23 protein-coding genes are annotated in these 23,127 nt (G+C 64.4%); 9 read left to right on the forward strand and 14 right to left on the reverse strand.

Annotated elements, in window-relative coordinates; genetic code table 11:
• Nucleotides 1–974 precede the first annotated feature (974 nt).
• Nucleotides 975–2,015, forward strand: a complete 1,041-nt coding sequence (locus tag QX010_RS09070; protein WP_316178959.1) for a hypothetical protein — start codon at nt 975–977, stop codon at nt 2,013–2,015.
• Between the two features lie 186 nt (nt 2,016–2,201).
• Here the strand turns inward: QX010_RS09070 and QX010_RS09075 are convergent, their stop codons facing one another.
• The 4 genes from QX010_RS09075 to QX010_RS09090 all read right to left on the reverse strand — a co-directional run bounded on the left by QX010_RS09075 (nt 2,202) and on the right by QX010_RS09090 (nt 6,244).
• The gene (locus QX010_RS09075; protein ID WP_316178961.1) at nt 2,202–3,086 is read right to left on the reverse strand and encodes an NAD(P)-dependent oxidoreductase; all 885 of its coding nucleotides are present in this window, start codon (nt 3,084–3,086) and stop codon (nt 2,202–2,204) included.
• A 247-nt stretch (nt 3,087–3,333) separates the two neighbouring features.
• Nucleotides 3,334–4,626 (reverse strand): TRAP transporter large permease, encoded by a 1,293-nt coding sequence (locus QX010_RS09080; protein ID WP_316178963.1) that lies wholly within the window; start codon nt 4,624–4,626, stop codon nt 3,334–3,336.
• Nucleotides 4,617–5,162 (reverse strand): TRAP transporter small permease, encoded by a 546-nt coding sequence (locus QX010_RS09085; protein ID WP_316178964.1) that lies wholly within the window; start codon nt 5,160–5,162, stop codon nt 4,617–4,619. The genes QX010_RS09080 and QX010_RS09085 overlap by 10 nt, the downstream gene beginning before the upstream one ends.
• A gap of 110 nt (nt 5,163–5,272) precedes the next feature.
• Nucleotides 5,273–6,244 carry a TRAP transporter substrate-binding protein gene (locus QX010_RS09090; RefSeq protein WP_316178966.1) on the reverse strand — a complete coding sequence of 324 codons (972 nt, stop codon included), beginning with the start codon at nt 6,242–6,244 and terminating at the stop codon, nt 5,273–5,275.
• A 433-nt stretch (nt 6,245–6,677) separates the two neighbouring features.
• Here QX010_RS09090 and QX010_RS09095 point away from each other — a divergent pair, with 433 nt between their 5' ends.
• From QX010_RS09095 to ptsN, 7 genes are all read left to right on the forward strand, one after another.
• Nucleotides 6,678–7,292 carry a ribonuclease D gene (locus QX010_RS09095; protein ID WP_315758171.1) on the forward strand — a complete coding sequence of 205 codons (615 nt, stop codon included), beginning with the start codon at nt 6,678–6,680 and terminating at the stop codon, nt 7,290–7,292.
• A gap of 163 nt (nt 7,293–7,455) precedes the next feature.
• Nucleotides 7,456–8,157, forward strand: a complete 702-nt coding sequence (lptC, locus tag QX010_RS09100) for an LPS export ABC transporter periplasmic protein LptC (protein ID WP_315716868.1) — start codon at nt 7,456–7,458, stop codon at nt 8,155–8,157.
• A gap of 4 nt (nt 8,158–8,161) precedes the next feature.
• Nucleotides 8,162–8,848 carry an LptA/OstA family protein gene (locus tag QX010_RS09105; protein ID WP_315805646.1) on the forward strand — a complete coding sequence of 229 codons (687 nt, stop codon included), beginning with the start codon at nt 8,162–8,164 and terminating at the stop codon, nt 8,846–8,848.
• A 354-nt stretch (nt 8,849–9,202) separates the two neighbouring features.
• The gene (lptB, locus tag QX010_RS09110) at nt 9,203–10,216 is read left to right on the forward strand and encodes an LPS export ABC transporter ATP-binding protein (protein WP_316178968.1); all 1,014 of its coding nucleotides are present in this window, start codon (nt 9,203–9,205) and stop codon (nt 10,214–10,216) included.
• Nucleotides 10,217–10,426: 210 nt separating this feature from the next.
• Entirely contained in the window at nt 10,427–12,061 is a 1,635-nt protein-coding gene (gene rpoN / locus QX010_RS09115) for an RNA polymerase factor sigma-54 (RefSeq protein ID WP_316178970.1), read from the forward strand.
• A 72-nt stretch (nt 12,062–12,133) separates the two neighbouring features.
• Nucleotides 12,134–12,736, forward strand: coding sequence for a ribosome hibernation-promoting factor, HPF/YfiA family (gene hpf / locus QX010_RS09120; protein WP_316178971.1), 603 nt, complete (start codon nt 12,134–12,136; stop codon nt 12,734–12,736).
• Nucleotides 12,737–13,064: 328 nt separating this feature from the next.
• Nucleotides 13,065–13,526, forward strand: coding sequence for a PTS IIA-like nitrogen regulatory protein PtsN (gene ptsN / locus QX010_RS09125; RefSeq protein WP_315805649.1), 462 nt, complete (start codon nt 13,065–13,067; stop codon nt 13,524–13,526).
• Here ptsN and QX010_RS09130 read toward each other — a convergent pair.
• The 10 genes from QX010_RS09130 to QX010_RS09175 form a co-directional block, all read right to left on the reverse strand.
• A complete protein-coding gene (locus QX010_RS09130; RefSeq protein ID WP_316178973.1) occupies nt 13,487–14,413 on the reverse strand; it encodes a sulfotransferase domain-containing protein in 927 nt (308 codons plus the stop codon). The genes ptsN and QX010_RS09130 overlap by 40 nt on opposite strands.
• A 265-nt stretch (nt 14,414–14,678) precedes the next feature.
• Complete coding sequence (locus QX010_RS09135) at nt 14,679–15,185, reverse strand: GNAT family N-acetyltransferase (protein ID WP_315805651.1); 507 nt, start codon at nt 15,183–15,185, stop codon at nt 14,679–14,681.
• A 144-nt stretch (nt 15,186–15,329) separates the two neighbouring features.
• A complete protein-coding gene (locus QX010_RS09140) occupies nt 15,330–15,593 on the reverse strand; it encodes a DUF1150 family protein (RefSeq protein WP_009026315.1) in 264 nt (87 codons plus the stop codon).
• 58 nt (nt 15,594–15,651) lie between these two features.
• Nucleotides 15,652–16,077 carry an Hsp20 family protein gene (locus QX010_RS09145; protein ID WP_006613108.1) on the reverse strand — a complete coding sequence of 142 codons (426 nt, stop codon included), beginning with the start codon at nt 16,075–16,077 and terminating at the stop codon, nt 15,652–15,654.
• A gap of 134 nt (nt 16,078–16,211) precedes the next feature.
• On the reverse strand, nt 16,212–17,291 hold the full coding sequence (locus QX010_RS09150) for a sn-glycerol-3-phosphate import ATP-binding protein UgpC (protein WP_315805652.1): 1,080 nt from the start codon (nt 17,289–17,291) through the stop codon (nt 16,212–16,214).
• Nucleotides 17,292–17,429: 138 nt separating this feature from the next.
• A complete protein-coding gene (gene ugpE / locus QX010_RS09155) occupies nt 17,430–18,278 on the reverse strand; it encodes a sn-glycerol-3-phosphate ABC transporter permease UgpE (protein WP_315805653.1) in 849 nt (282 codons plus the stop codon).
• Entirely contained in the window at nt 18,278–19,159 is an 882-nt protein-coding gene (gene ugpA, locus QX010_RS09160) for a sn-glycerol-3-phosphate ABC transporter permease UgpA (protein WP_315805654.1), read from the reverse strand. The genes ugpE and ugpA overlap by 1 nt, the downstream gene beginning before the upstream one ends.
• 49 nt (nt 19,160–19,208) lie before the next feature.
• Entirely contained in the window at nt 19,209–20,528 is a 1,320-nt protein-coding gene (ugpB, locus tag QX010_RS09165) for a sn-glycerol-3-phosphate ABC transporter substrate-binding protein UgpB (RefSeq protein ID WP_316178976.1), read from the reverse strand.
• Nucleotides 20,529–20,731: 203 nt separating this feature from the next.
• On the reverse strand, nt 20,732–21,934 hold the full coding sequence (locus QX010_RS09170; RefSeq protein ID WP_316178978.1) for a CaiB/BaiF CoA-transferase family protein: 1,203 nt from the start codon (nt 21,932–21,934) through the stop codon (nt 20,732–20,734).
• Between the two features lie 121 nt (nt 21,935–22,055).
• Nucleotides 22,056–22,481 carry an organic hydroperoxide resistance protein gene (locus QX010_RS09175; RefSeq protein WP_316178980.1) on the reverse strand — a complete coding sequence of 142 codons (426 nt, stop codon included), beginning with the start codon at nt 22,479–22,481 and terminating at the stop codon, nt 22,056–22,058.
• Between the two features lie 166 nt (nt 22,482–22,647).
• Here QX010_RS09175 and QX010_RS09180 point away from each other — a divergent pair, with 166 nt between their 5' ends.
• Nucleotides 22,648–23,109 (forward strand): MarR family transcriptional regulator, encoded by a 462-nt coding sequence (locus tag QX010_RS09180; RefSeq protein ID WP_315805658.1) that lies wholly within the window; start codon nt 22,648–22,650, stop codon nt 23,107–23,109.
• Nucleotides 23,110–23,127: the final 18 nt, after the last annotated feature.

Consider the following 23,127-nt stretch of genomic DNA (forward strand, 5'->3'; position numbering starts at 1 on the left):
CGAAAGCGATTCGTCAGTCACTCGACCGAGGAATCATCCATTTCCGGCAGCAAAATGGTAAGTTAGCGCCAATGGGGTCCGCACGCTCCGCTGCAAATGAGGCGCACGTCGCTTCTCTTGCTTCAGAGAGGTGGTGCCTGTCGCTTGCTTCATCGCCCGGAGACCCCCACCCCCGACCCCTCCCCGCAAGGGGGAGGGGAGTGGACCGAGACCTTGGTGAGACTTTGATCCGATCGCGTAACGAAGAAAGGCGAGGCGCCTCCTGCGCGGAGATACATCTTGCTTGTCAGCCATCCTCATCGTCTCGGATCTCGTGCGCTTATCGGAAATCAGTCCGGACGAGCCTCCTCGGCCTCGCGATGCATCCGCGCCCGAGTCATGCTGATCGTCTCGCCCTCCAAATCATGAGGGCGCAGGGAAGGCCGGGTGCCGACCGCACCCATGGCCCGCCAGCGGAAGAAAATGCTGGCGGCAGGAACCACAGGTACGCGCCGGAGCATCCGGCCCTCCCTGCGCAACGGTTTTAACGGCTGCTTCGCGTTCTCCCTGGTGCGCCGGGCTTGTTGGCCACCATCCCCCACGCAATGCGCTAGCATTGCGCCAGGTTGATATCAGCGTCGGGATATCAGGACCGCGCGACTTGACCGTTCGTGCACCGCCGTTCGTCCGCGCGGAGTGATCCACGCTGCGCCGACACACGCCCATCGCATCCCACTGCCAACGTCTCGTGACGGTCGCGACACGCCCCTCATGCGGCAGCAGGGATGCGCGGAAATGTGCAGCTGATTTGCCCGACGGCGCAAGCCCGAATGCTGCGACAGACTGGCACGACGGGCAGTTTGGAGAATCAAGGGCGACAACCAGCGCGGCCTTCTGCATCGCTTAGAAGCTTGAGGCTGTACACTAGCCGGACTTGCAGGTAGCAATATGGGTCGGTTTTCTAAGTATCTGTTGCAAGAGATTAGGTGCGATCGATGGCTGAAGAAACTAACCGGTCTACGGTAACATTTATAGAGCAGAATGCGCCAGTGGATGAGTACGGACGCGCGCTCTACGCCGTGTCGCGCTCAATTCTGAGAGCGTATATCGATTCGATAACTAATGAAGATCTGGCCGATATAAATACTCCGCTTGATAGGGTTCGAATGAGGCAATTCGCCAAGATCGCACGACTTGAGCGCGACAAGGGAATGCGCGGCGACGGTTTTGAGTGGGCTGTTCATGAGGCGATTATCGGTGGCGAACCAAAGGTTACCTCGTACGTAAGCCAAGCAATGCGAATGGCGTCCAAGTTTGTTCCTGACAATGCTCCAACATCAATCTTGTTTGGACAGGAGCGGGCTAAGTTCCTGGGCTTCTTAGATGCGGTCGTGGACAAGGCTGGCACGGACTCATTTTTGCTTCCTCAAGGCAGTGGAAAGCCCTTCAAATTTGGCCCATGGGTATCTTTGGCCGCCCAAGGTCATACGGTGGAAGATCGGCTGAACAACCGTATCAAGAAGATTTGGAAGACTGATCTATTTCTCGCTGCGTCTGGCGACGTTCGGCACTTCGCGGCGACGATTAAGTCAAATATTGCTCAGCTAGAAGGTGGAGCCGGATTGCGCATCGGGATTGTCCCGGAGTCTTCAAGCGTAAAGAATGGAGGCGGCGTTAGATACGACGCGGACAAGAAGCTTTGGATAGTGTCGCTGGATGATCCCAACGGATTCATGGGCATATACAATGACGCGTACCACGCTGTTGCGCGCGCAATATGCACGTTGGGAAAGCATCATCCTCCACCTTATTACGTCAAACCGAGCGCAAAAGGTCAACGAGTTCAGGAACAGATCGAGAAGTATCCGGATGCGCTTGTGCTAGACGTCGAGGATGCTCTCAACGAAGCGTCGCAACAAAACTTGGTAAAAGAATCTCACGTTCTTATGGGGGTTAATGCTCCAAACTGGCTTCATGTTAAACAGAAGGCTATTAGCGTAATTTCGCCGAAGCCGAAGTTTATTAAGTTGGACTGAAGCCTGCGGCGCCGTTGCAACAAGCGCAGGCTCGAACAGAGCCGGGTGATGATGTGTCCCCGGATCGGGGTCCAATGGACGCGTGCCGTCAGCGAGCTTATGAGCCACTACAGAAAATTGCGTTCTGAGCTGTCATCACAGGCGCAGTTCACCGGTCCATGGCGGCAACAAAGTCCAATAAGCAGGTCAAGTCTTGCGTGACGCCGCAATCACGCGTGCCAGCACCGGCCAATACAGATTGCCATATCCCGCCTCGATGGCCTCTCCGAGCCGTCTGTCGGCGAGCTCCGCGCCCGGCAGATCGATCTGTACGGACCTGGCGAGATCGAGCGCATAGCCGATGTCCTTGCGCGCATATTCGGTCGAGAATGCGCGCTCGGGAAATGTGTCCGGCAGCATTGCCTTCATGCCGTGGTTGCGCAGCGCGAAGCTGTCGGCGGAGCCCTTCGCGAGGGTCTCGAACAGCAGCTTGGGATCGAGGCCCGCACGCTTGGCGGTCTCCAGCGCCTCGCCGAGCGCGACCACGGTCTGCATCAGCACCATGTTGTTGAGGATCTTCACGACCTGGCCGGCGCCGACGCCCCCGCAATGGGTGATGTCGGTCGCGAACAGCGCGATCAGCGGCCGCAGCCGTTCGAACGTCGCCGCGTCGGCCCCGACCATCACGCTCAGCGTGCCGTCCTCGGCCGCCTGCCGGGTGCGGGCGATCGGCGCATCGGCGAAGGCCGCGCCCTTGGCGGCGAAACGGGCGGCGAGCTCCCGGCTGGCCTGCACCGGCGAGGTGCCGAGGTCGACGATGGTGTGGCGCGCCTCGACATGGCGGAGCAGGCCGTCATCGCCGTCGCACACGGCCTGGACATGCTTGCCGCTCGGCAGCGCCATGAAGATCAATTCAGTCTCGCGCGCCAGCTCCGCCAGCGACCCGGCCCTGATGACGCCGACCTCGGCGAGCCGCTCCAGCGGCGCATCCACACGATCGAAGCCGAACACCGTGGCGCCCGACTTCCGCGCCAGATTGCGGCAGATCGGCTCGCCCATGACACCCAGACCGATGAATCCGATCGCCGCCATTGCACGTTCCTTTTCATCCGTCGGCGCGACGATGGCCGACGCTACAGGAGGCCAAGCGAATCGAGCTCGTCTATGACGGGCTCGGCAAGGTCGAGGCCGAGCTGATGATGGGCTGCAGTTTGACCTCGCCGGCGACAACCGCAAGATCGGAATCGTCGCGCGCTCCTGCGTGACGTGAGCGGTTGGCGGGGAAGTCTGGGACGACAATCAGAGTGCGGTGCCGGTGGAGGCCGGCACCGCGTGACGACTATCCCTTGTACCCCATCAACAATCGCGGCAGCCACAGCGAGAAGGCGGGGACGTAGGTCACGAACATCAGGGCGGCGATCAGGGCGGCGTAGAACGGCAGGATGGTGCGCATGACGGCGCCGACTGAGATGCCGCCGATGGCGCAGCCGACGAACTGCGTGGTGCCGACCGGCGGGGTGTTGAGGCCCAACGCGCAGTTGATCAGCATCAGCATGCCGAACTGCACCGGGTCCATGCCAGCCTTCATCGCGATCGGCAGGAAGATCGGCGTGCAGATCAGGATGGTGGCCGCCATGTCCATGAAGGTGCCGAGCAGGAACAGGATGACGTTGATCAGCAGGAAGATCATCCAGGGCTGCGTCGACACCTTGCTCATCAGGTCGCCGGCGAAGTCGGCGACCTCGTAGAGTCCCATCAGGTACTGGAACATGGTGGAGACGCCGATCAGCAGCAGCACGACGCCGGTGGTCTTCACCGCCTTGGCAGCGGCCCGCAGGAAGTTGGCCAGGGTCATCGTGCGGTAGATGAAGAACGTCAGCAGGATCGTGTAGGTCACCGCGACGGCCGCGGACTCCGTGGCGGTGAAGACGCCGGACAGGATGCCCGTCAGGATGATGCCGACGATCAGAAGGCCGGGCAGCGCCGCCGCGAACGAGCGGAAAACTTCGGGCCAGCCTGGAAACTTGCCGGCGGGATAGCCGCGCTTCACCGCGACCGCGTAGGCCGCCACCAGCATGCAGACCATCAGCACCATCGCCGGCAGCAGGCCGGCGGCGATCAGCGCGCCGATCGACACCTTGCCGCCGGCGGCGAGCGCATAGATGATCATGTTGTGGCTGGTCGGCATCAACGCGCCGACCAGCGAGGCGTGGGTGGTGACGTTGACGGCGTAGTCGGTGTCGAACCCTTCCTTCTTCATCATCGGGATCATCACCGCGCCCATCGCCGACACGTCGGCCACGGGCGAGCCGGAGACGCCGCCGAACAAGGTGCAGGCGACGACGTTGGACATGCCGAGCCCGCCGCGGATGTGACCGACGAGATTCTTGGCGAGCTGCACGATCTTGTCGGCGACGCCGCCATGCAGCATCAGCTCGCCGCTGAAGACGAAGAACGGGATGGCGAGGAACGAGAAGATGTTCATCCCCGACATCATCTGCTGGAAGATGACGGCAACCGGCAGGCCCTCATAGAGGATGGTGCAGATCGCCGAAAGGCCGATCGCAAACGCAACGGGAACGCCGAGGACCAGGAGGCCGAAGAAGGTGACGCCGAGAATGATCAGTTCCATGAGGGGACGACCTCTTCGCCGCGCAAGAGAGCCATGATGTGCTCGATGGAAAACATGACGATCAGGATTCCCGAAGCGATCAGCGGGATGTAGCGGACGACTTCGGGCAGGCCGAGATTGGCGATCTTCACGGTGCCCACGGAGGCGCCGAGGATCCAGCCGTTGTAGGCCATCGCGACGCCGAACATCGCGACCAGCACGTGGATGACGAGCTCGATCTTTTCCCGCATATGATCCGGCAGCATCACGAGGAGGCTGTCCATGCCGATATGGCCGGCGTCGCGAACGCCGACGGCCGCGCCGATCAGCGTGACATAGAGGATCAGGACCAGCGCCAGGTTCTCGGTCCAGGTCGGGCTGGAGTTGAGAACGTAGCGTCCGAACACCTGGTAGAAGACGATGGTGACGATGACGAGCAGGCCGGCGACGGACAGATACATGCCGACGCGCGCGACGACGGCGTTGATCCGCGACAGCAGGCCGGTCGACGGGCGTCCCTCCCCATGCTCGTGGTCGCCGACATGTGGGTCTGTCATTCCCGTCCCTCCCCTGGCTTTCCTCCGGCGCCGCCTGCTGGCGACGCCGGACCGTATGATTGTTGTTCTTGGTAGATGTCTTTGAAGTCGCGATTTTTACGTCGCTACTCTTACTTGGTGTCCTGGATGCGCTTGACGAGGCTCGAGAGCTTCTCGTCGCCGGCGAACTTCTGGTACACCGGCTTCATCGCGTCGACGAATTCCTGCTTGTTGGCGATCGTCACGACCTGCACGCCAGCGGCCTCGACGGCCTTGCGGGAGGTCTGCTCGCGCTCGTCCCAGAGCTTGCGCATGACCGGCACGGAGTCCTTTGCCGCCTTGCGGATCATCGCCTGATCCTCCTTGCTCAAGGTGTCCCAGACCTTCTTGGACATCACGAGGACTTCCGGCGCCAGCGAGTGCTCGGTGACGTTGTAGAACTTGGCGGCCTCGAAGTGGCGCGAGGATTCGTAGGACGGCCAGTTGTTCTCGGCGGCGTCGACGAGGCCGGTCTTGAGCGCGGTGTAGACCTCGCCATAGGGCATCGGGGTCGGGTTGGCGCCGAGGCTCTGGATCATGCCGACCCAGAGGTCGGACTGCTGGACGCGGATCTTCAGGCCCTTGAGGTCGGCGAGCGACTTGACCGGCGCCTTGACCGTGTAGATCGAGCGCGCGCCGCTGTCATAATAGGCGAGGCCGATCAGGCCGGCGGGCTCCATGGCCGCCAGGATCTCGTCGCCGATTGGGCCGTCCAGGACGGTGCGCATGTGCTGCGTGTCGCGGAACACGAAGGGCAGGCACAGCGCGACGGTCTCCGGCACGAAATTGTTGAGCGGCGAGGAGTTGATCCGCATCATGTCGAGCGCGCCGATCTTGAGCTGCTCGATCGTGTCCTTCTCGGAGCCGAGGGCGCCGTTCGGAAACACCTTGACGCCGAGCTTGCCGCCGCTCGCGGCGGCGAGCTGCTTGCCCATGAACTTGACGGCTTCGACGGTCGGATAATCGGCGGGGTGCACGTCGGCGGAGCGGAAATCGCGCGCGGTCGCCAAAGGCGACGAGACCGCCAGCACAGCGGCCGCAATGATACCTGTAAGTGCCTTCATCTTGGCTTCCTCCTCAATTGATTATGTCGTTGTTGTTGGGCAGATGCTGCAGGCCGCCTTGGGTCGCTGCACTCCAGATGCGAAGTCATGCGACAATATCACGCGTACGGCCAGTGGCATTTTCTGTCCAAGCCAAAGGCGGCATCGATCAATGCAAGAGTTGCATCGATCGATTGGGTGCGATCTGGCGCGATGCAACCAGCGGGTCGACCGCCTCAATGACGACGGCGCCGCCTCAGATGCGATCACCTGGCCCTGTCCGGCCCTTGCGCCCGGGCGGCGGGGCTGGCATTCCCACGGCTGATCTCCGGACCGGCCCGGCGCGTTTGCCGGTTGGTTACCAGCGCCGGGCTACAGCCGGTTCCCGAGCGCTTCCCGCGGCGTTGCTCCGGCCCGTCGCGTCCGATTTCGATTCGACGAGGTTTTGAGAGCCATGACCGTACGCCTGCACCGCGGCGACCTGCCTGATCTTTCCCGCTATACCTCGTCGGTCGCGATCGACACCGAGACGATGGGGCTCAATCCGCACCGCGACCGGCTGTGCGTGGTGCAGCTGTCGCCCGGCGACGGCTCGGCCGACGTGGTGCAGATTCCCAAGGGGCACACCGACGCGCCGAACCTGAAGGCGCTGCTTGGCAACCCGGACATCACCAAAATCTTCCACTTCGCGCGCTTCGACGTCGCGGCGCTGTTTCACGCGTTCGGGGTGATGCCGCAGCCGGTCTATTGCACCAAGATCGCCTCGCGGCTGGCGCGCACCTATACCGACCGCCATGGCCTGAAGGATCTCGTGCGCGAGCTGCTCAACGTCGATCTCTCCAAGCAGCAGCAGTCGAGCGACTGGGGCGCCGAGCAGCTCAGCGAGCCGCAGCTCGCTTATGCCGCCTCCGACGTGCTGCATCTGCATGCGCTGCGCGAAAAGCTCGACGTGATGCTGGCGCGCGAAGGGCGGCTGGCGCTGGCGCAGGCCTGTTTCGCGTTCCTGCCCCACCGCGCGACGCTCGATCTGGGCGGATTCGAGGCCGAGGACATCTTCGCGCATTCCTGAAGCCGGCGAATCGCGGGCGCGCGTTCACGATCATTAATGTCTCGTAATGATCGCAAGCCGCCCCGCGTCGCGATTTCGCGCCAGTTCCAGGCTGCAATGGTGAGGGCGTCCATGGTAGGATGGGCGCTGTTTCGCGCGCCTCCCCGTGTCCGTCGGAGCCCTGGTGAACTCGGTCCACAACCCCGCCTATGATCCCACCCTGCAGGCGCGCTTCGCGGTCGCGGCGCGCCACAGCCGCTTCGTGCGCGTGCTGCGGGTCGCGGTGCCGGCGGCGGTGGGACTGGCGATGGCGGTCGTGATCGGCATCGCGCTGTTCAATCCGTTCCACATGGAGATCAACACCCCGAATCTCACCGGCAACCTCGTCATCTCCGGCCGCAAGATCACGATGGAGACGCCGCATCTGACCGGCTTCACGCCGGACCAGCGGCCCTATGACCTCGTCGCCCGGAGCGCGGTGCAGGACCTCACCGATCCCGATCACGTCGAGCTCAACATCCTCCGCGCCAAGGTGCTGATGGAGGATCAGTCGACGGTGACGTTGAAGGCGAATACCGGCGTGTTCGACACCAAGCAGCAGCAGCTCGAGCTGACGAAGGACATCCTGCTGACGACGTCGACGGGCTACGAGGCGCGGCTGAGCCGGGCCTCGGTCGACATGGCCAAGGGCACCGTGAGCTCGGACGAGCGCGTCGACGTCAAGCTCACCAACGGCACGCTCTCCGCCGACCGCCTGCGCATCACCGACAATGGCGAGGTCATCCGCTTCGAGGGCAACGTGATGATGAACCTCGACAACATGAATGCCGCTCCGGCCACGACCGCGAGCGCCGATCCCGGCCGTCCGGCCCGCAACGTGAAGTGAGCTCATGACGACGTATCGTTTGATTGCCGCGGTCCGGCGCGGCGCCTCGTTCGGTGCGCTGGCGCTGATCGCGTTCGCCGATCCGCTGCAGGCGCAGAGCGCGACCACCGGGGTGCCGAACGCGCTGCAGGGATTTTCGCAGAACCGCGACCAGCCGATCCAGATCGAGGCCGCTGCGCTCGAGATGCGCGACAAGAAGAAGGAGGCGACCTTCACCGGCAACGTCAAGGTCGTGCAGGGCGATACCACCATGACCTCGAAATCGCTGGTGGTGTTCTACGACGGCGGCGCCCAGCCGGGCGGCGCCAAGTCGAGCAAGGCCACGCCGGCGGCGACGCCGGGGCCGGACGGCAGCTCGGCGATTCGCCGGTTGGAGGCGCGCGGCGACGTCAAGGTGACCCAGAAGGATCAGGTCGTGACCGGCGAGACCGCGGTCTACGACACCAAGACCAACATGATCTCGATGCAGGGCGGCGTGGTGCTGACCCAGTGCAAGAACGTGATGCGTGGCGACCGCCTGACGGTGGACATGACCACCGGCGTGTCGCGCGTCGAATCCGACAGCGGGCGCGGCGTGCAGGTGCTGCTGCCGCAGGCGGGCGCCGGCGCGGGCGGCGGCTGCGGTCCGTCGACCGCCTCGGCTCCGGGCAGCGCCGCGCCGCTGCAGCTCGGTCCAGGCAAATCGAAGTGACTTCAATTATTTAGCAAAACGCCGGCGGCCCAGTTGAACCGCGCCGCTGCTGCCTCTATCTAGCGGGCGGGCGGTTCTGTCGCAGGACCGATGTAACGGGAGGCCGTGGAGCCCGTTGCATGGCTGCGAAAGAGTGATGCCGGACACGATTGCGATCTTGCGATCGGTCGCCTGCGTGGCGACCGCGACTTCGCCGTCAGACGACAAACTCCGAAGCGCGGCCTGCCGCGCTTTGGCCGGCCTCGCGCTCCCTGTGATCCGCGAGAGAGGTGAGATGCGTTCGCTCGCGGTGAGCGGGCGAGCCAGCGCTGCGGTCGGTGACGGGCAGCCTCGAAGGGCGTAAGCGAAGCGGGGATGGTGGATCTACTCGGCATGTTTCGTGGGCGTCCCGCCAAGCGCGGCCAGCGAGGCTCCTCGCGCCGGCGCGACGACATCACGGCCATGGACGATCCGTTCGGCAATTCCTACAGCGATGATCCGCTCGCCGCGCTCGCCGACTCCGTGCGCGATGAAACGGTGCCACGCATCAATCCGCGCTCGCCGCAGAACACCGAGCAGATCCAGCGCAAGCGGCCGGCCTCACAGCCGGGACCCGCCAAGCCGCGCAACAATGGCGCGGGCGGCGGCCCGCAATTGCTGCGCCGGCCGGGCTTCCTCGCCGTGCATTCGATCGAGAAGAGCTTTGGCAGCCGCCAGGTCGTGCGCGGCGTCTCGATCTATGTCCGCCGCGGCGAGGCCGTCGGCCTGCTCGGGCCGAACGGCGCCGGCAAGACCACCGTGTTCTACATGATCACCGGGCTGATCAAGGCCGATCGCGGCGCCATCGAGCTCGATGGCCATGACGTGACGCGGCTGCCGATGTATCAGCGCGCGCGGCTCGGCATCGGCTACCTGCCGCAGGAGGCCTCGATCTTCCGCGGCCTCACCGTCGAGCAGAACATCCGCGCCGTGCTCGAGGTGGTCGAGCCGTCGCGCAAGAAGCGCGAGCGCGAGCTCGACGCGCTGCTGGAAGAGTTCACCATCACGCGGCTGCGCAAGTCGCCGTCGATCGCGCTGTCCGGCGGCGAGCGTCGCCGCGTCGAGATCGCGCGCGCGCTGGCGACGCGCCCGAACTACATGCTGCTCGACGAGCCGTTCGCCGGCATCGATCCGATCGCGGTCGGCGACATCCAGCAGCTGGTGCGCCATCTCACCAACCGCGGCATCGGCGTGCTCATCACCGACCATAACGTCCGCGAGACGCTCGGCCTCACCGATCGGGCCTACATCGTCTATGCGGGGCAGATTCTCACCGAAGGCAGCCCGGAGGAGATCGTCGCCGATCCCGACGTGCGCCGGCTGTATCTCGGTGAGGAATTCCGGCTGTAGGGTTGCCGACGCGCTGTTTGTCCGCTTTGTCGGACACAGGACGGGTCGCGGAAACGCTGCGAATACCGCTGTTTCCAACTGCTTTGCGAGGCCGGTAACCTCGTCTTCCGCGCGCGCCATACTCCCTTTTTCTTATTCGTCAAGCCGTGTACATCGCGCGCAGATTAGGATAAGCAAGAATTGGACCAGTAAGGGAATATTCTTGCTCCCATGGCGTTGACGCAGAGATTAGAATTCCGCCAGTCGCAGTCGCTGGTGATGACGCCGCAGCTGATGCAGGCGATCAAGCTGCTGCAATTGTCCAATCTCGACCTCTCCACGTTCGTCGAAGAGGAGCTGGAGCGCAACCCGCTGCTGGAGCGCGCGAGCGACGGTCCGGAAGCGCCGGTCGCCGGCGAGCAGCAGATGTCCGAGCGGGCCGAGTTCTCGGAAGGTGGCGAGGCCGGCGGCGACGATTTCGGCGAGGGCGCGAGCGGCGGCGAGAGCTTCGAGGGCGCCCAGGACGACTGGATGAGCCGCGATCTCGGCACCCGTACGGAGATCGAACAGACGCTCGATTCCGGGCTCGAGAATGTGTTCTCCGAAGAGCCCGCCGAAGCGGCCGCGCGGACCGCGCAGGACGCCGCGCCGACCACCTACACCGAATGGGGCGGTGGCGCCTCCGGTGATGAGGACTACAATCTCGAAGCCTTCGTCGCGGCCGAGACCACGCTGTCGGATCATCTCGCCGAGCAGGCGGCGGTGGCCTTCACCGCGCCGGCCGACCGCATGATCGGCCAGTATCTGATCGATCTCGTCGACGAGGCCGGCTATCTGCCCGCCGATCTCGGCCAGGCCGCCGACCGGCTCGGCGCCGAGCAGGCCGACGTCGATGCCGTGCTCGGCGTGCTGCAGACGTTCGATCCGCCCGGCATCTGCGCCCGCAATTTGAGCGAATGTCTCGCAATCCAGCTGCGTGAGCTCGACCGCTACGATCCGGCGATGCAGGCGCTCGTCGAGCACCTCGATCTCCTGGCCAAGCGCGACTTCGTCGCCCTTCGCAAGCTGTGCGGCGTCGACGACGAGGACCTCGTCGACATGATCGGCGAGATCCGCAGGCTCGATCCGAAGCCGGGGCTGAAGTTCGGCACCACGCGCACACAGACCATGGTGCCCGACGTCTACGTCCGCCCGGGTCCCGACGGCGGCTGGCTGGTCGAGCTCAACAGCGACACGCTGCCGCGCGTCCTGGTGAACCAGCACTATTACTCCGAGCTGTCGAAGACGATCCGCAAGGACGGCGACAAGTCCTACTTCACCGACTGCCTGCAGAACGCGACGTGGCTGGTGCGTGCGCTCGATCAGCGCGCCCGCACGATCCTGAAGGTCGCGACCGAAATCGTGCGCCAGCAGGACGGCTTCTTCACCCACGGCGTCGCGCATCTGCGGCCGCTCAACTTGAAGGCCGTTGCGGATGCGATCCAGATGCATGAATCGACCGTGTCGCGCGTCACCGCCAACAAATACATGGCGACCAATCGCGGCACGTTCGAGCTGAAATATTTCTTCACCGCCTCGATCGCATCGGCCGATGGCGGCGAGGCGCACTCGGCGGAAGCCGTGCGCCATCACATCAAGCAGCTGATCGATGCGGAAGATCCCTCCGCAATTCTCTCCGACGACACCATCGTCGAGAAGCTGCGGACCGCCGGCATCGACATCGCCCGCCGCACGGTCGCGAAATACCGGGAGGCGATGCGGATCCCGTCCTCGGTGCAGCGCCGCCGCGACAAGCAGAGCATGCTGGCGCATGCCCTGTCGGCCCCCGCCAGCGCCGACCGCACCCGGGATGCCGCGTCAGTTTGACCGGGCCCCGCGATTGCGCCTTAACCAAATAGGCTTAGTGTCATACTTGGTTCACATGAATCGAGGCGACACATGACCCTGCGGATTTCCGGAAAGAGCATCAGCGTCAGCGAAGCGCTGCGTGGGCGCGTCAGCGAGCGCACCGACGAAGTCTTGCGAAAATACTTCGACGGCAACTATTCCGGCCATGTCACGCTCTCCAAGGACGGTTTCGGGTTCAAGACCGATTGCGCCCTGCACCTCGATTCCGGCATCACGCTCGAGGCCGAATCGAATGCGCCGGACGCCTATGCCAGCGCCGACCAGGCGCTCCTGATGATCGAGAAGCGCCTGCGCCGCTACAAGAGCCGGCTGAAGGACCGCTCGGGGCGCAAATCCCATGCGGCCAATGCGGCGCTCGCCAATCTCGACGGCGCGGTGCTGGATGCGCCGAGCTATGTGATCGAGGCGCCGGCCGAGGGCGACGAGGAGATCACTGGCTACAGTCCGGTGATCATTGCCGAGAACACCACGGCGCTGAAGCGGCTGTCGGTGTCGGAAGCGGTCATGGAGCTCGATCTTTCGGGGGCGCCCTGCATGGTGTTTCAGCATGGCTCCAGCGGCCGGGTGAACATCATCTACCGCCGCGCCGACGGCAATATCGGCTGGGTCGATCCACCGGCGGTGACACCGTAGTCACGCGGATGCGTTCCAGGGATCTCCTGGCGGCGCGAAAACCGGTTCCCGATCAGGCGGTTGGCGGACGGGTTGCGACGTCACGCCACGGCAATGAAGGGATGCGACCAAGCGGTTGGGGCGCTGGCGCCTTCAGGCCGCCACGCTCCGGCGATCTTTAAGGATAGGCTGCGGGAACACGCTTGCGGGTGTTGGCACGGCCGTTGCGTTGGGGTAGAAGCCCCACCCATCGGACACGGGTTAAGCCCGCCTGCCGCCTCAGCTTCTTGACGCCGGTCTGTCCCGACCTATTTCGCACCCTGACGGTTCAATCACCTCGGAACGCCCTATGCCGATTACCGATCTGGTCGCACCCGAGGCGATCGTGCCGGCTTTGAAGGTCATCAGTAAGAAGCAGGCGCTGCAGGAGCTTGCCGCCCGCGCGGCTGCGCTGACCGGGCAGAACGAGCGCAACATCTTCGAAGTGCTGCTGCAGCGGGAGAAGCTCGGAACCACGGCCGTCGGGTATGGCGTGGCGATTCCCCACGGCAAGCTGCCGAAGCTGGAGAAGCTGTTCGGCCTGTTCGCCCGGCTGGAGCGGCCGATCGATTTCGAGGCCATGGACGGCCAGCCGGTCGATCTGGTGTTCCTGCTGCTGGCGCCGGAGGGCGCCGGTGCCGACCATCTGAAGGCCCTCGCGCGGATCGCCCGGCTGCTCCGCGACCAGGATGTCGCCAAGAAGCTCCGTGCCTCGCGCGACGCCCAGGCGATCTATTCGGTGCTGGCGCTGCCGCCCGCCTCCGCGGCCTGACGTCGTATCGCGCCGCCGCCCTGCAAGGACCGGGAAAGCCTGCTGGCGAGCTTCCGCGCCGCACTGAACCCGCTCGTCCGCGCGGGTGGGTGCAACGGCGTCGGCTCGTAGCCGAACTCGACGACGAGCTCCTGGAATGCCTCGCTGCGGAGCAGGTCGAAATGATGCGGCATCATTCGCTCCTTGTAGATGCCGACCTTCCGGCCCCGTCCCGACGACGTCAGACCGCGGCCGAGCACATCGAGCTCCGCGGCCGTCTTGCGCGGCAGCCCCAGGTAGTCGCAGATGCCGTGAAGGACGGGAAACGACGACCGCGCCACATCGTCGGCCGCGAGCTCTGCATAGAGCTCTTCGAACCTCACGGTCAGGCAGGCCGGCGAGTCCAGCCAGCTCATGAAGTTCTTGATGCCGGACCGGGGCAAAGAGAGGAGGGTCGAGTTGATTCGGGAGGCGTCGTCGGGGTGAGCAGCCGATCCGGCCGCCCGCAGATAGGCGTTCCACTTCCGCATCTTCGGGTAGGCCGCCGAATGGTAGACGAAGTCGACCCAGCTCACGACGATGTCGCGGGGGTCGCGGACGATGAACAGCATCTTGTGGTCCGGTCGGCCCAGCAGATATTGCTCGAGATACGGACAGTACTCGGTATGCGAGGCGCAGGAGTAGCCGGAGCTCAGGGCCGACGCCCACAGCGGCGCCGGGAGCGCGCGTCCGTAGTCGAGCGAGCCGTCGGGATTCAGCCTGCTGATCGATGACGTGTAGGTGTGATAGCCGACGTCGACATGACCGCCCAGCGCTCTGACGAGTTCGACCAGCAGGTACGTTCCTGCTTTCGGCACGCTGTTGCAGATGACGTAGTAAGGGCTCGGTCCCGGCGGAGGACTGTCCACAAAGACGTGCCGGTTGGGGAGGGTCCCGCGTGCAAGCTCTCGATAGACGCCGCCTGCATCAAGCCGTGATCCATGCATCTGCCATCCCTACACATGCTCGCCACACATCGGACTAGCGCGTGCTGCAATGGGGACAACTTAAGGATTGGACACCTTCGCCTTAAACCCGGTCGGATTGTATCTGGTTGTCAAATCGACCGTTCCAGACATCGATGGAAACAAATTTCTCAAAGGCGCTTTCAGCAGCCGCGTCGTCTGACGCCGGCTATCGCAACGATCTCGCCATGTAGCGCACCGTCTTGGCGCCGCCATGGATGCCGGCCGTCGCCAACGGCGCGAAGCCGAGCGCAGCATGAAACGCGTCCGACTGCGGATTGGGCGGATCCAGATTGACCTCGCAGACGATGTGGTCGTGGCCCGCCGCGGTCGCCTCCCGAATCAGCTCCTCATAGAGCTGCCGCGCCAGGCCCCGGCCGCGGGCGGCCGGCGCCACCACGATGCGGTCGACATAGACGAACCGATCGTAGCGCGCCCGGAACCAGCGGTGATTCGGATTGTCATAGGCGGCGGCGTGATCCAGCGCGATCACCAGCGCGTCGGCCCAACCAACGCGCCGGGCGCGCCAGGCTCGATCGACCAGCTGCTCCAGCGCATCGGGCGAGAGCCAGGACAGCTCCGAGGCATGCGCATTGTTGAGCGCGAGCAGTGCGTCCGCGAGCGCACGATCTGCGCTCAGCTCTGCGGCGCTCAGGGGTGTTGTCGGCAACGTCATGTGCGGCGCTCGCTCCGGGCAGAAAAAAGGGCCGCCCCCGTTTCCGGGGACCGCCCTCGTGTCAGTGCGTGAGCCACATGGATCTCGTGAGCATCAAGTCTCACGAGACGCGGTTGCCGCAGGCGCTGCGGCGCGGCCTTTGCGTCAGTGCACGCTCACGGCCTGGAGTTCGTGGCTCCAAGCATTCGCAATCGCGGCTTCGCGGCTGTCGGTGAGCATGATCGGCGTGCCGTCAGCGGCATGCAAGGCGAACAGCTTCAGTCCCGGCGCGATGTGCGGTGCCTGCGGAAACAGTCCCGGTACGTCCTCGGAGCGGATCTGCTTCACATAAGCAATGTGGCCCTCGCCCAAGGTAGCCAGCGACTCCAGGGAGACGGGGGATTCCGACGCAACATTACCTTCAGTCATGGTCTCGACTCCTTCTGAGACTCAAGCGGTCGAGTCCGCTACTCGTTCCATCAAACCATTATTCGTGTTCATTGATCGCTATTGTCTTAACGATCCGCTCAGGCTCCGGCCTGGCCAGATCGACCGACAACAACCCGTTCTTCAGGTCCGCACCGAGCACATGCATTCCCTCCGCCAGCACGAAGGTGCGCTGGAAGTGGCGCGCGGCAATGCCGCGATGAATGTATTGCCTGGTCTTGTCGTCCTGCTGCCGGCCGCGGATGACCAGCTGGTTTTCCTCAATGGTGACATCGAGTTGGTCGCGGGTGAAACCCGCCACCGCCAGCGTGATCCGCAGACGCTCGGGCTGGCCATTGGTGCGTTCGAACCGCTCGATATTGTACGGCGGATACCCGTCGGCACCTTTGACGACGCGGTCGAGCACGCGCTCGATCTCGTCGAAGCCCAGCAGAAACGGACTGGAGAGCGAAGGAACACGAGACATGGTTTACAAAGTCCTCTCGAAGCGACTTTGATGTATCAGGGCCCTGTCGGCACCCCTTGAGCAGCAATATGGGCACGATCCGGGGTGCGTTCAAGCACCCCGAATGCGCCGGAACGGTCAGCCTGTGGAAGGGCTTAAGCCGATAGCCGCTGCCGGCCGTCGGCCGAGAACAGGTGCAGCTTGGCCCGCGGCGCCACGGCGCGAATCCGCGCGCCGATCTCCGGCGCGGCCGTGCCCGGCAGCCGCACGATGATGTCGTTGGCGGTGGCGGAGAGCCGGTCGTCGCTGCCGGCGTCCTGGCGCGCGCCGTAGACATAGGTTTCGGCGCCGACGTGCTCGATCGCTTCGACGCGGAGGTCGAGCCCGACCCCGCCCGCCGGAACGGTGTCGCCGAGCTCGAAATCTTCAGGGCGGATGCCGAGCTGGCCGGCATCGGCGGGAACCGCGTCGGCACCGTGCAACTGGGGACGGAGGCCATCGACCGGCATCAGGTTCATCGGCGGCGCGCCGATGAAGGATGCGACGAAGGTGGTGGCGGGCTTCTGATAGATCTCGAGCGGATTGCCGATCTGCTCGACCTTGCCGCCGTTCATCACCACCAGGATGTCGGCGAGCGTCATCGCCTCGAGCTGGTCGTGGGTGACGTAGATCGCGGTGGTGTTGAGCCGGCGCTGCAGCTTGCGGATCTCGACCCGCATCGCGATGCGCAGCTTGGCGTCCAGGTTGGAGAGCGGCTCGTCGAACAGGAACACCTTGGGCTGGCGCACGATGGCGCGGCCCATCGCGACGCGCTGGCGCTGGCCGCCGGAGAGCTGGCGCGGCTTCCGCTCGAGCATGGTGCCGAGCTCGAGGATGCGAGCGGCGTCCTCGACGCGCGTCCTGATCTCCTTCTCGGCCATGCCGCGATTGCGCAGGCCGTAGGCCATGTTGTTGTAGACGGTCATATGCGGGTAGAGCGCGTAATTCTGGAACACCATCGCGATGTCGCGATCGGCCGGCTCGATCGCATTGACGATGCGGCCGCCGATGTCGATCTCGCCCGAGGTGATCGTCTCGAGCCCCGCGACCATCCGCAGCAGGGTGGATTTGCCGCAGCCCGACGGGCCGACCAGCACGCAGAACTGACCGTCGCCGACATCGATATCGACGCCTTTGATGGCTTCGAAACCGCCCTGGTAGACCTTGCGGACGTTGCGGAGGGTGACGTTGGCCATGGAATGATTACCGGTAGAGGTTGAGCAGCGGGCGGTGGCAGGCGAATGGTGAATGGGGTGTGGCGAGGAGGGGAAGGCGAACGGCTTCTGATACCCGGATGTCTCTATTCGCTATTCGCCACTCCCTATTCGCTGTCCTCACTTTTCCGTCTCCACCAGCCCCTTGACGAACAGGCGCTGCATGACGACGACGACGAACACCGGCGGCAGCATCGCGAGCACTGCGGTCGCCATGACGATCGGCCACTCCGTCAGCGCGTCGGTCGTCGTGATCATCTTGCGGATGCCGATCTGGATGGTCTGCATGTCGTCGCGCGTCGTGATCAGCAGCGGCCAGAGATATTGATTCCAGCCGAGGATGAACAGGATCACGAATAGCGCCGCCATGTTGGTGCGCGACAGCGGCAGCAGGGTGTCCCAGAAGAAGCGGAACGGCCCGGCGCCGTCGATGCGGGACGCCTCCAGCAGCTCGTCCGGCACGGTCATGAAGAACTGGCGGAACAGCAGCGTCGCAGTGGCGGACGCGATCAGCGGCAGCGCGAGCCCCGCATAACTGTCGAGCATATGGAGGTCGGCGACGATCTTGTAGGTCGGATAGATGCGCACCTCGACCGGCAGCATCAGGGTGATGAAGATGAGCCAGAAGATCGGCATGCGGAACGGGAAGCGGAAGTAGACGACCGCATACGCCGAGATGATCGAGATCGCGATCTTGCCGACGGCGATCGAGAGCGCCATGACCAGCGAGTTCAAAAGCATGGTCGCAACCGGCTCGCGGGTCGAGCCGCTCGTGCCGACGAAGATCGTCTGATAGTAGGTCGACAGGAAGTGCCCGCCCGGCAGCAGCGACATCTGCCCGTTGGCGATCACCGCATTGTCCTGCGTCGAGGCGACGAATGCGAGATAGACCGGGAACGCGACGATCGCGATTCCGATCCACAGGATGACATGCGCGACGTAGCGTCGAATGCCTTCTTGCTCGACCATCAGTAGGTCACCTTGCGCTCGACGAAGCGGAACTGGATCGCCGTCAGCACGATGACGATGACCATCAGAACGACGGATTGTGCAGCCGAGGAGCCGAGATTGCCGCCGAGCAGGCCATCGGTGTAGACCTTGTAGACCAGCGTCTCGGTGGACTTGCCAGGACCGCCGCGGGTCATCGTGTCGATGATGCCGAACGTCTCGAAGAAGGCGTAGACGATGTTGATCACCAGCAGGAAGAAGATGGTCGGCGACAGCAGCGGGAAGGTCACGGTCCAGAACCGCCGCATCGGCCGTGCGCCATCGATCGCGGCGGCTTCGAGCACGCTCTTGGGGATGCTCTGCAGCCCGGCGAGGAAGAACAGGAAGTTGTAGGAGATCTGCTTCCAGGCGGCCGCGAGGATGATCTGCAGTGCCGCCTGGTCGCCGTCGAGCAGCGGATTCCAGTCGATGCCCATGGCGCGCAGATAGCGCGAGATCACGCCGAGCGAGGGGTGCAGCATGAAGATCCAGAGCACGCCCACCACCGGCGGCGCCACGGCATAGGGCCAGATCAGCAGCGTCCGGTACAGCGTCACGCCGCGCAGCGGCTTGTCCGCCATGACCGCGAGCAGCAGCGCGACCGACAGCGACGAGAATGCGATGGCGAAGGAGAAGCCGAAGGTGCGGAGAATGGCTTCAAAATAGTCCGGCTGGCTGAGCAGGTCGGCGTAGTTCTCGAACCAGACGAAGCTCGTGGACAGGCCGAACGCGTCCTGCAGCAGGAACGACTGGATGACGGCCTGGATGGCGGGCCAATAGAAGAAGATCAGCACGATCGCGAGCTGGGGAGCGACCAGCACGAACGGCAGCAGCTTTGACTGGAAGATGGCGTTCTTCTGCATGATCGGTCGGCGAGCCGGCAGGCCGCGGGTGGCCTGCCGGCTCTTGGCCTTATTTCACGGCCGTCTTTTCGAACTGGCGCAGCATCTGGTTGCCGCGCTCGACGGCGGCGTCCAGCGCCTGCTTGGCGGTCTTCTTGCCGGCCAGAGCCTGCTCGATCTCCTCCGACCAGACGTCACGCAGCTGCACCATGTTGCCCAGGCGCAGGCCGCGGGAGTTCTCGGTCGGCTCCTTGTTGGTCAACTCGAGCAGCGGGGTCTCCAGATAGGGCTGATCCTTGTAGAAGCCCTCGGCCTTGGCCTTGGCATAGGCGGCCTTGGTGATCGGCAGATAGCCCGACGCCTTGTGGATGTAGACTTGGCGGTCGGTGTCCGAGAGGAAGGTCAGGAACTTGGCGACGCCCTTGTACTCATCGGCCGACTTGCCGCCCATGACCCAGAGCGAAGCGCCGCCGATGATCGAGTTCTGCGGCGCGCCCTTCACGTCGGGGTAATACGGCATCGGCGCGGCGGTGAAGGCGAACTTCGCCTGCGCCTTGACGTTGCCGAAGAACGCCGACGAGGTCAGGTAGATCGGGCATTCGCCCGAGGTGAAGCGGCCCTCGCCGGTGTTGGTGCGGCCGGCGTAGTCATAGGTCTTGTCCTTCTGCAGCTCGACCAGGTTTTCGAGATGCTTGACCTGCAGCGGACCGTTGAACTCGAGCACGGTGTCGAAGCCGTCGAGGCCGTTGGCCTTGCTGGCGAGCGGCACGTTGTGCCAGGCGGAGAGCTGCTCGAGATTGACCCAGGTTACCCACGAGCCGGAGAAGCCGCAGGTCGGGTGGCCGGCCGCGTGGAGCTTCTTGGCGGTCTCGAACAGCTCGGGCCAGGTCTTCGGGATCTCGGCGTTGACCTTCTTCAGCTCATCGAGATTGACCCACATGACGGTGGAGGACGAGTTGAAGGGGAAGGACAGCATTTCGCCCTTCGAGGTCGAATAGTAGCCGGTGATGGCCGGCAGGTAGCTCTTGGGATCGAACTTCTCGCCGGCGTCCTGCATCAGCTTGTAGACCGGCTTCACGGCGCCGGTGGCGGCCATCATCGTGGCAGTGCCGACCTCGAACACCTGCATGATATGCGGCGCATTGCCGGCGCGGAACGCGGCGATGCCGGCATTCATCGTGTCGGCGTAGTTGCCCTTGTAGGTCGGAACGACCTTGTAGTCGGTCTGCGAGGCGTTGAAATCATTGGCGAGCTTGACGATGACGTCGTTGTTGGCGCCGGTCATCGCGTGCCACCACTGAATCTCCGTCACCGCGTGTGCGGGTGCGGCGGCGCCAAGGACCAGCGTGGCTGCCGCAGCGGCGGCTGTCCAGAATTGTCGAAGTGACATTAAAAAAATTCCTCCCATGGAACGTCATCGGCGTCGCGGCCGTAGCAGCGCGAGATGACAGTTTTGTGAATGTATAACCGGTTGGATCGTCAGCGGAAAGCGCGTTCATCGCCGCGGAACGCAGCGACTTGCGGGAGACGGTAGCGGCGCCGGGGTGATGCCCGGGCGGCGCTAGCGTTGGGAGACGACAGGCTGATGGCTCCTCAGCGCTTGCGCTCGGCGCAGACCGTGCCCTCGGAGAGCAGGGCCTGGATCTCGGGCTCCGAGTAGCCGAACTCGCTGAGCACCTCCTGGGCATGCTGGCTGAACTTCGGCGGGGTGGAGCGCAGGCTCGGCTTGGTGCGTTCGAGCCGGATCGGCGAGGCGACGCCCTTGTACCAGTCCTTCTCGATGACATCGCCGCGGTGGATCGTGTGCGGATTGGTCAACGCCTGGTCGATCTTCTGCACGGGTCCCGCCGGCAGGCCGGCTGCGAGCAGCCGGTCGCACAGCGGCTCCGCCTCGAATTGGCTGAACACGGCGGCGAGCTCGGCGCGCAGCGCCTCGCGATTGGCGACGCGATCCTTGTTGCGCGCGAAGCGCGGATCGGTGCCGAGTTCCGGCCGGCCGATTTCCTTGGCGAGCTTGCGGAAGGTGCCGTCATTGCCGACGCCGATGAAGATATCGTCGGTCCTGGTCGGGAAGATCGCATAGGGCACGAGGTTCGGATGCTCGTTGCCGGTCAGCGACGGCGGCTTGCCATGCATGAAGTAGTTTGCGGTATGCGGATGCATGATCGCGAGGCCGGTCTCATACAGCGTGACCTCGAGGAACTGACCGAGCCCAGAACGCTGCCGTTCCGACAGCGCCATCAGGATGCCGATCGCGGCATAGAGGCCGGTGGTGATGTCGACCAGCGGCACGCCGATCCGCATCGGCCCGCTTTGCGGCGATCCGGTCGCGGCGATCATGCCGGTCATCGCCTGGATGATCGCGTCATAGCCGGGATTGCCGCCGCGCGGCCCGTCGGCACCGAAGCCGCAGATGCGGCAGTGCACCAGCTTCGGGAATTTCTCGCGCAGGGTGTCGCTGCCGATGCCCCATTTCTCCAAGGTGCCGGGCTTGAAGTTCTCGATCAGCACGTCGGCGGTCTCGAGCATCCGCATCAGCACGACGCGTCCGCCCTCGGACGCGAGATCGAGGCCGATCGAGCGCTTGTTGCGGTTGATCCCGACGAAATAGGCGGCGTCCTCGTCGTGGAACGGAGGGCCCCAGTCGCGCACTTCGTCGCCGGCCGGCGGCTCGACCTTGATCACGTCGGCGCCGTGATCGGCCAGGATCTGCGTGCAATAGGGCCCGCCGAGCACGCGCGTCAGATCGATCACGCGCAGTCCGGCCATGGCGCCGGGAGCAAATTGAGGTGTCATCGGATGTCGCGAGGTTGGTTACAGCTCGCGATCATTAAGCATTGCTGCGGCGGTGGCGCAAACGGGGGCTGCCATGCGGCAGGACAACGGAGGTCGTCCTGCCGCACGACGGAATTGAAGCTCAGACGACGGTCAGCTTGACGTCGACATTGCCGCGCGTGGCGTTGGAATAGGGGCACACCTCATGCGCCTTGGCGACCAGCGCCTCGGCGTCAGCCTTGGCGAGGCCGGGCAGAGAGACGGCGAGCTCGACGGTGATGCCGAAGCCGCCTTCCGAGCGCGGCCCGATGCCGACGGTGGAGGTCACCGACGTGTCGGCGGGAACCTTCGGGCCGCCCTGCGAGCCGACGAACTTCATCGCGCCGATGAAGCAGGCGGCGTAGCCGGCCGCGAACAGCTGCTCGGGATTGTTGCCGGCGCCGCCGCCGCCACCGAGCTCCTTCGGGGTGGAGAGCTTGACCTTGAGCGAGCCGTCGAGGGTCGCCGCCTCGCCGTCGCGGCCGCCGGTGGCCTTGGCGCTGGTCGTGTAGAGCACGTTCACGGACATGGAGTGTCTCCTGGTTGGACGAATTCAGTGAGTCCATGTTGCACACTATTATATTGTGCACAATATAATTGTTCGGTAGAAAATTCGTGATCGGTGCGCCGGGCCCGTTGTCGATGCGAGGCGTGCGGGCTCAAGATGCCGATGGGATCGACCTGTGGTGACCTCGATGCGAAAGAAGTCCGCGGCAGACCTGCCGCTCCAGCTCGGCAACCAGCTCTGCTTCGCCGTCTATTCGACCGCGCACGCCTTCAACCGCGTCTACAAGCCGCTGCTCGACCGCCTGGGCCTGACCTATCCGCAATATCTGGTCATGCTGGTGCTGTGGGAGCAGGACGGCCTGACGGTGAAGGACATCGGCGCCCGCCTGTTCCTCGATTCCGGCACGCTGACGCCGCTGCTGAAGCGGATGGAGGCTACGCATCTGGTGAAGCGGACCCGGTCGGCCGAGGACGAACGGCAGGTGCTGGTCACCCTGACGAGCCAGGGCGCGAGCCTGCGCGACAAGGCAAGAGCGATCGTGCCGCCGGCGATCCTGGACGCGACGGGATGCTCGATCGCGGAGCTCACGGATCTGCACGGCAAGCTGGTGAAGCTGCGGGAGCGGCTCGATGCGGCGGCGGAGGGGTGAGACCTCCCGCCAGATCAG

The organism is Bradyrhizobium sp. SZCCHNRI1009, from assembly GCF_032487575.1.
GTDB lineage: Bacteria > Pseudomonadota > Alphaproteobacteria > Rhizobiales > Xanthobacteraceae > Bradyrhizobium.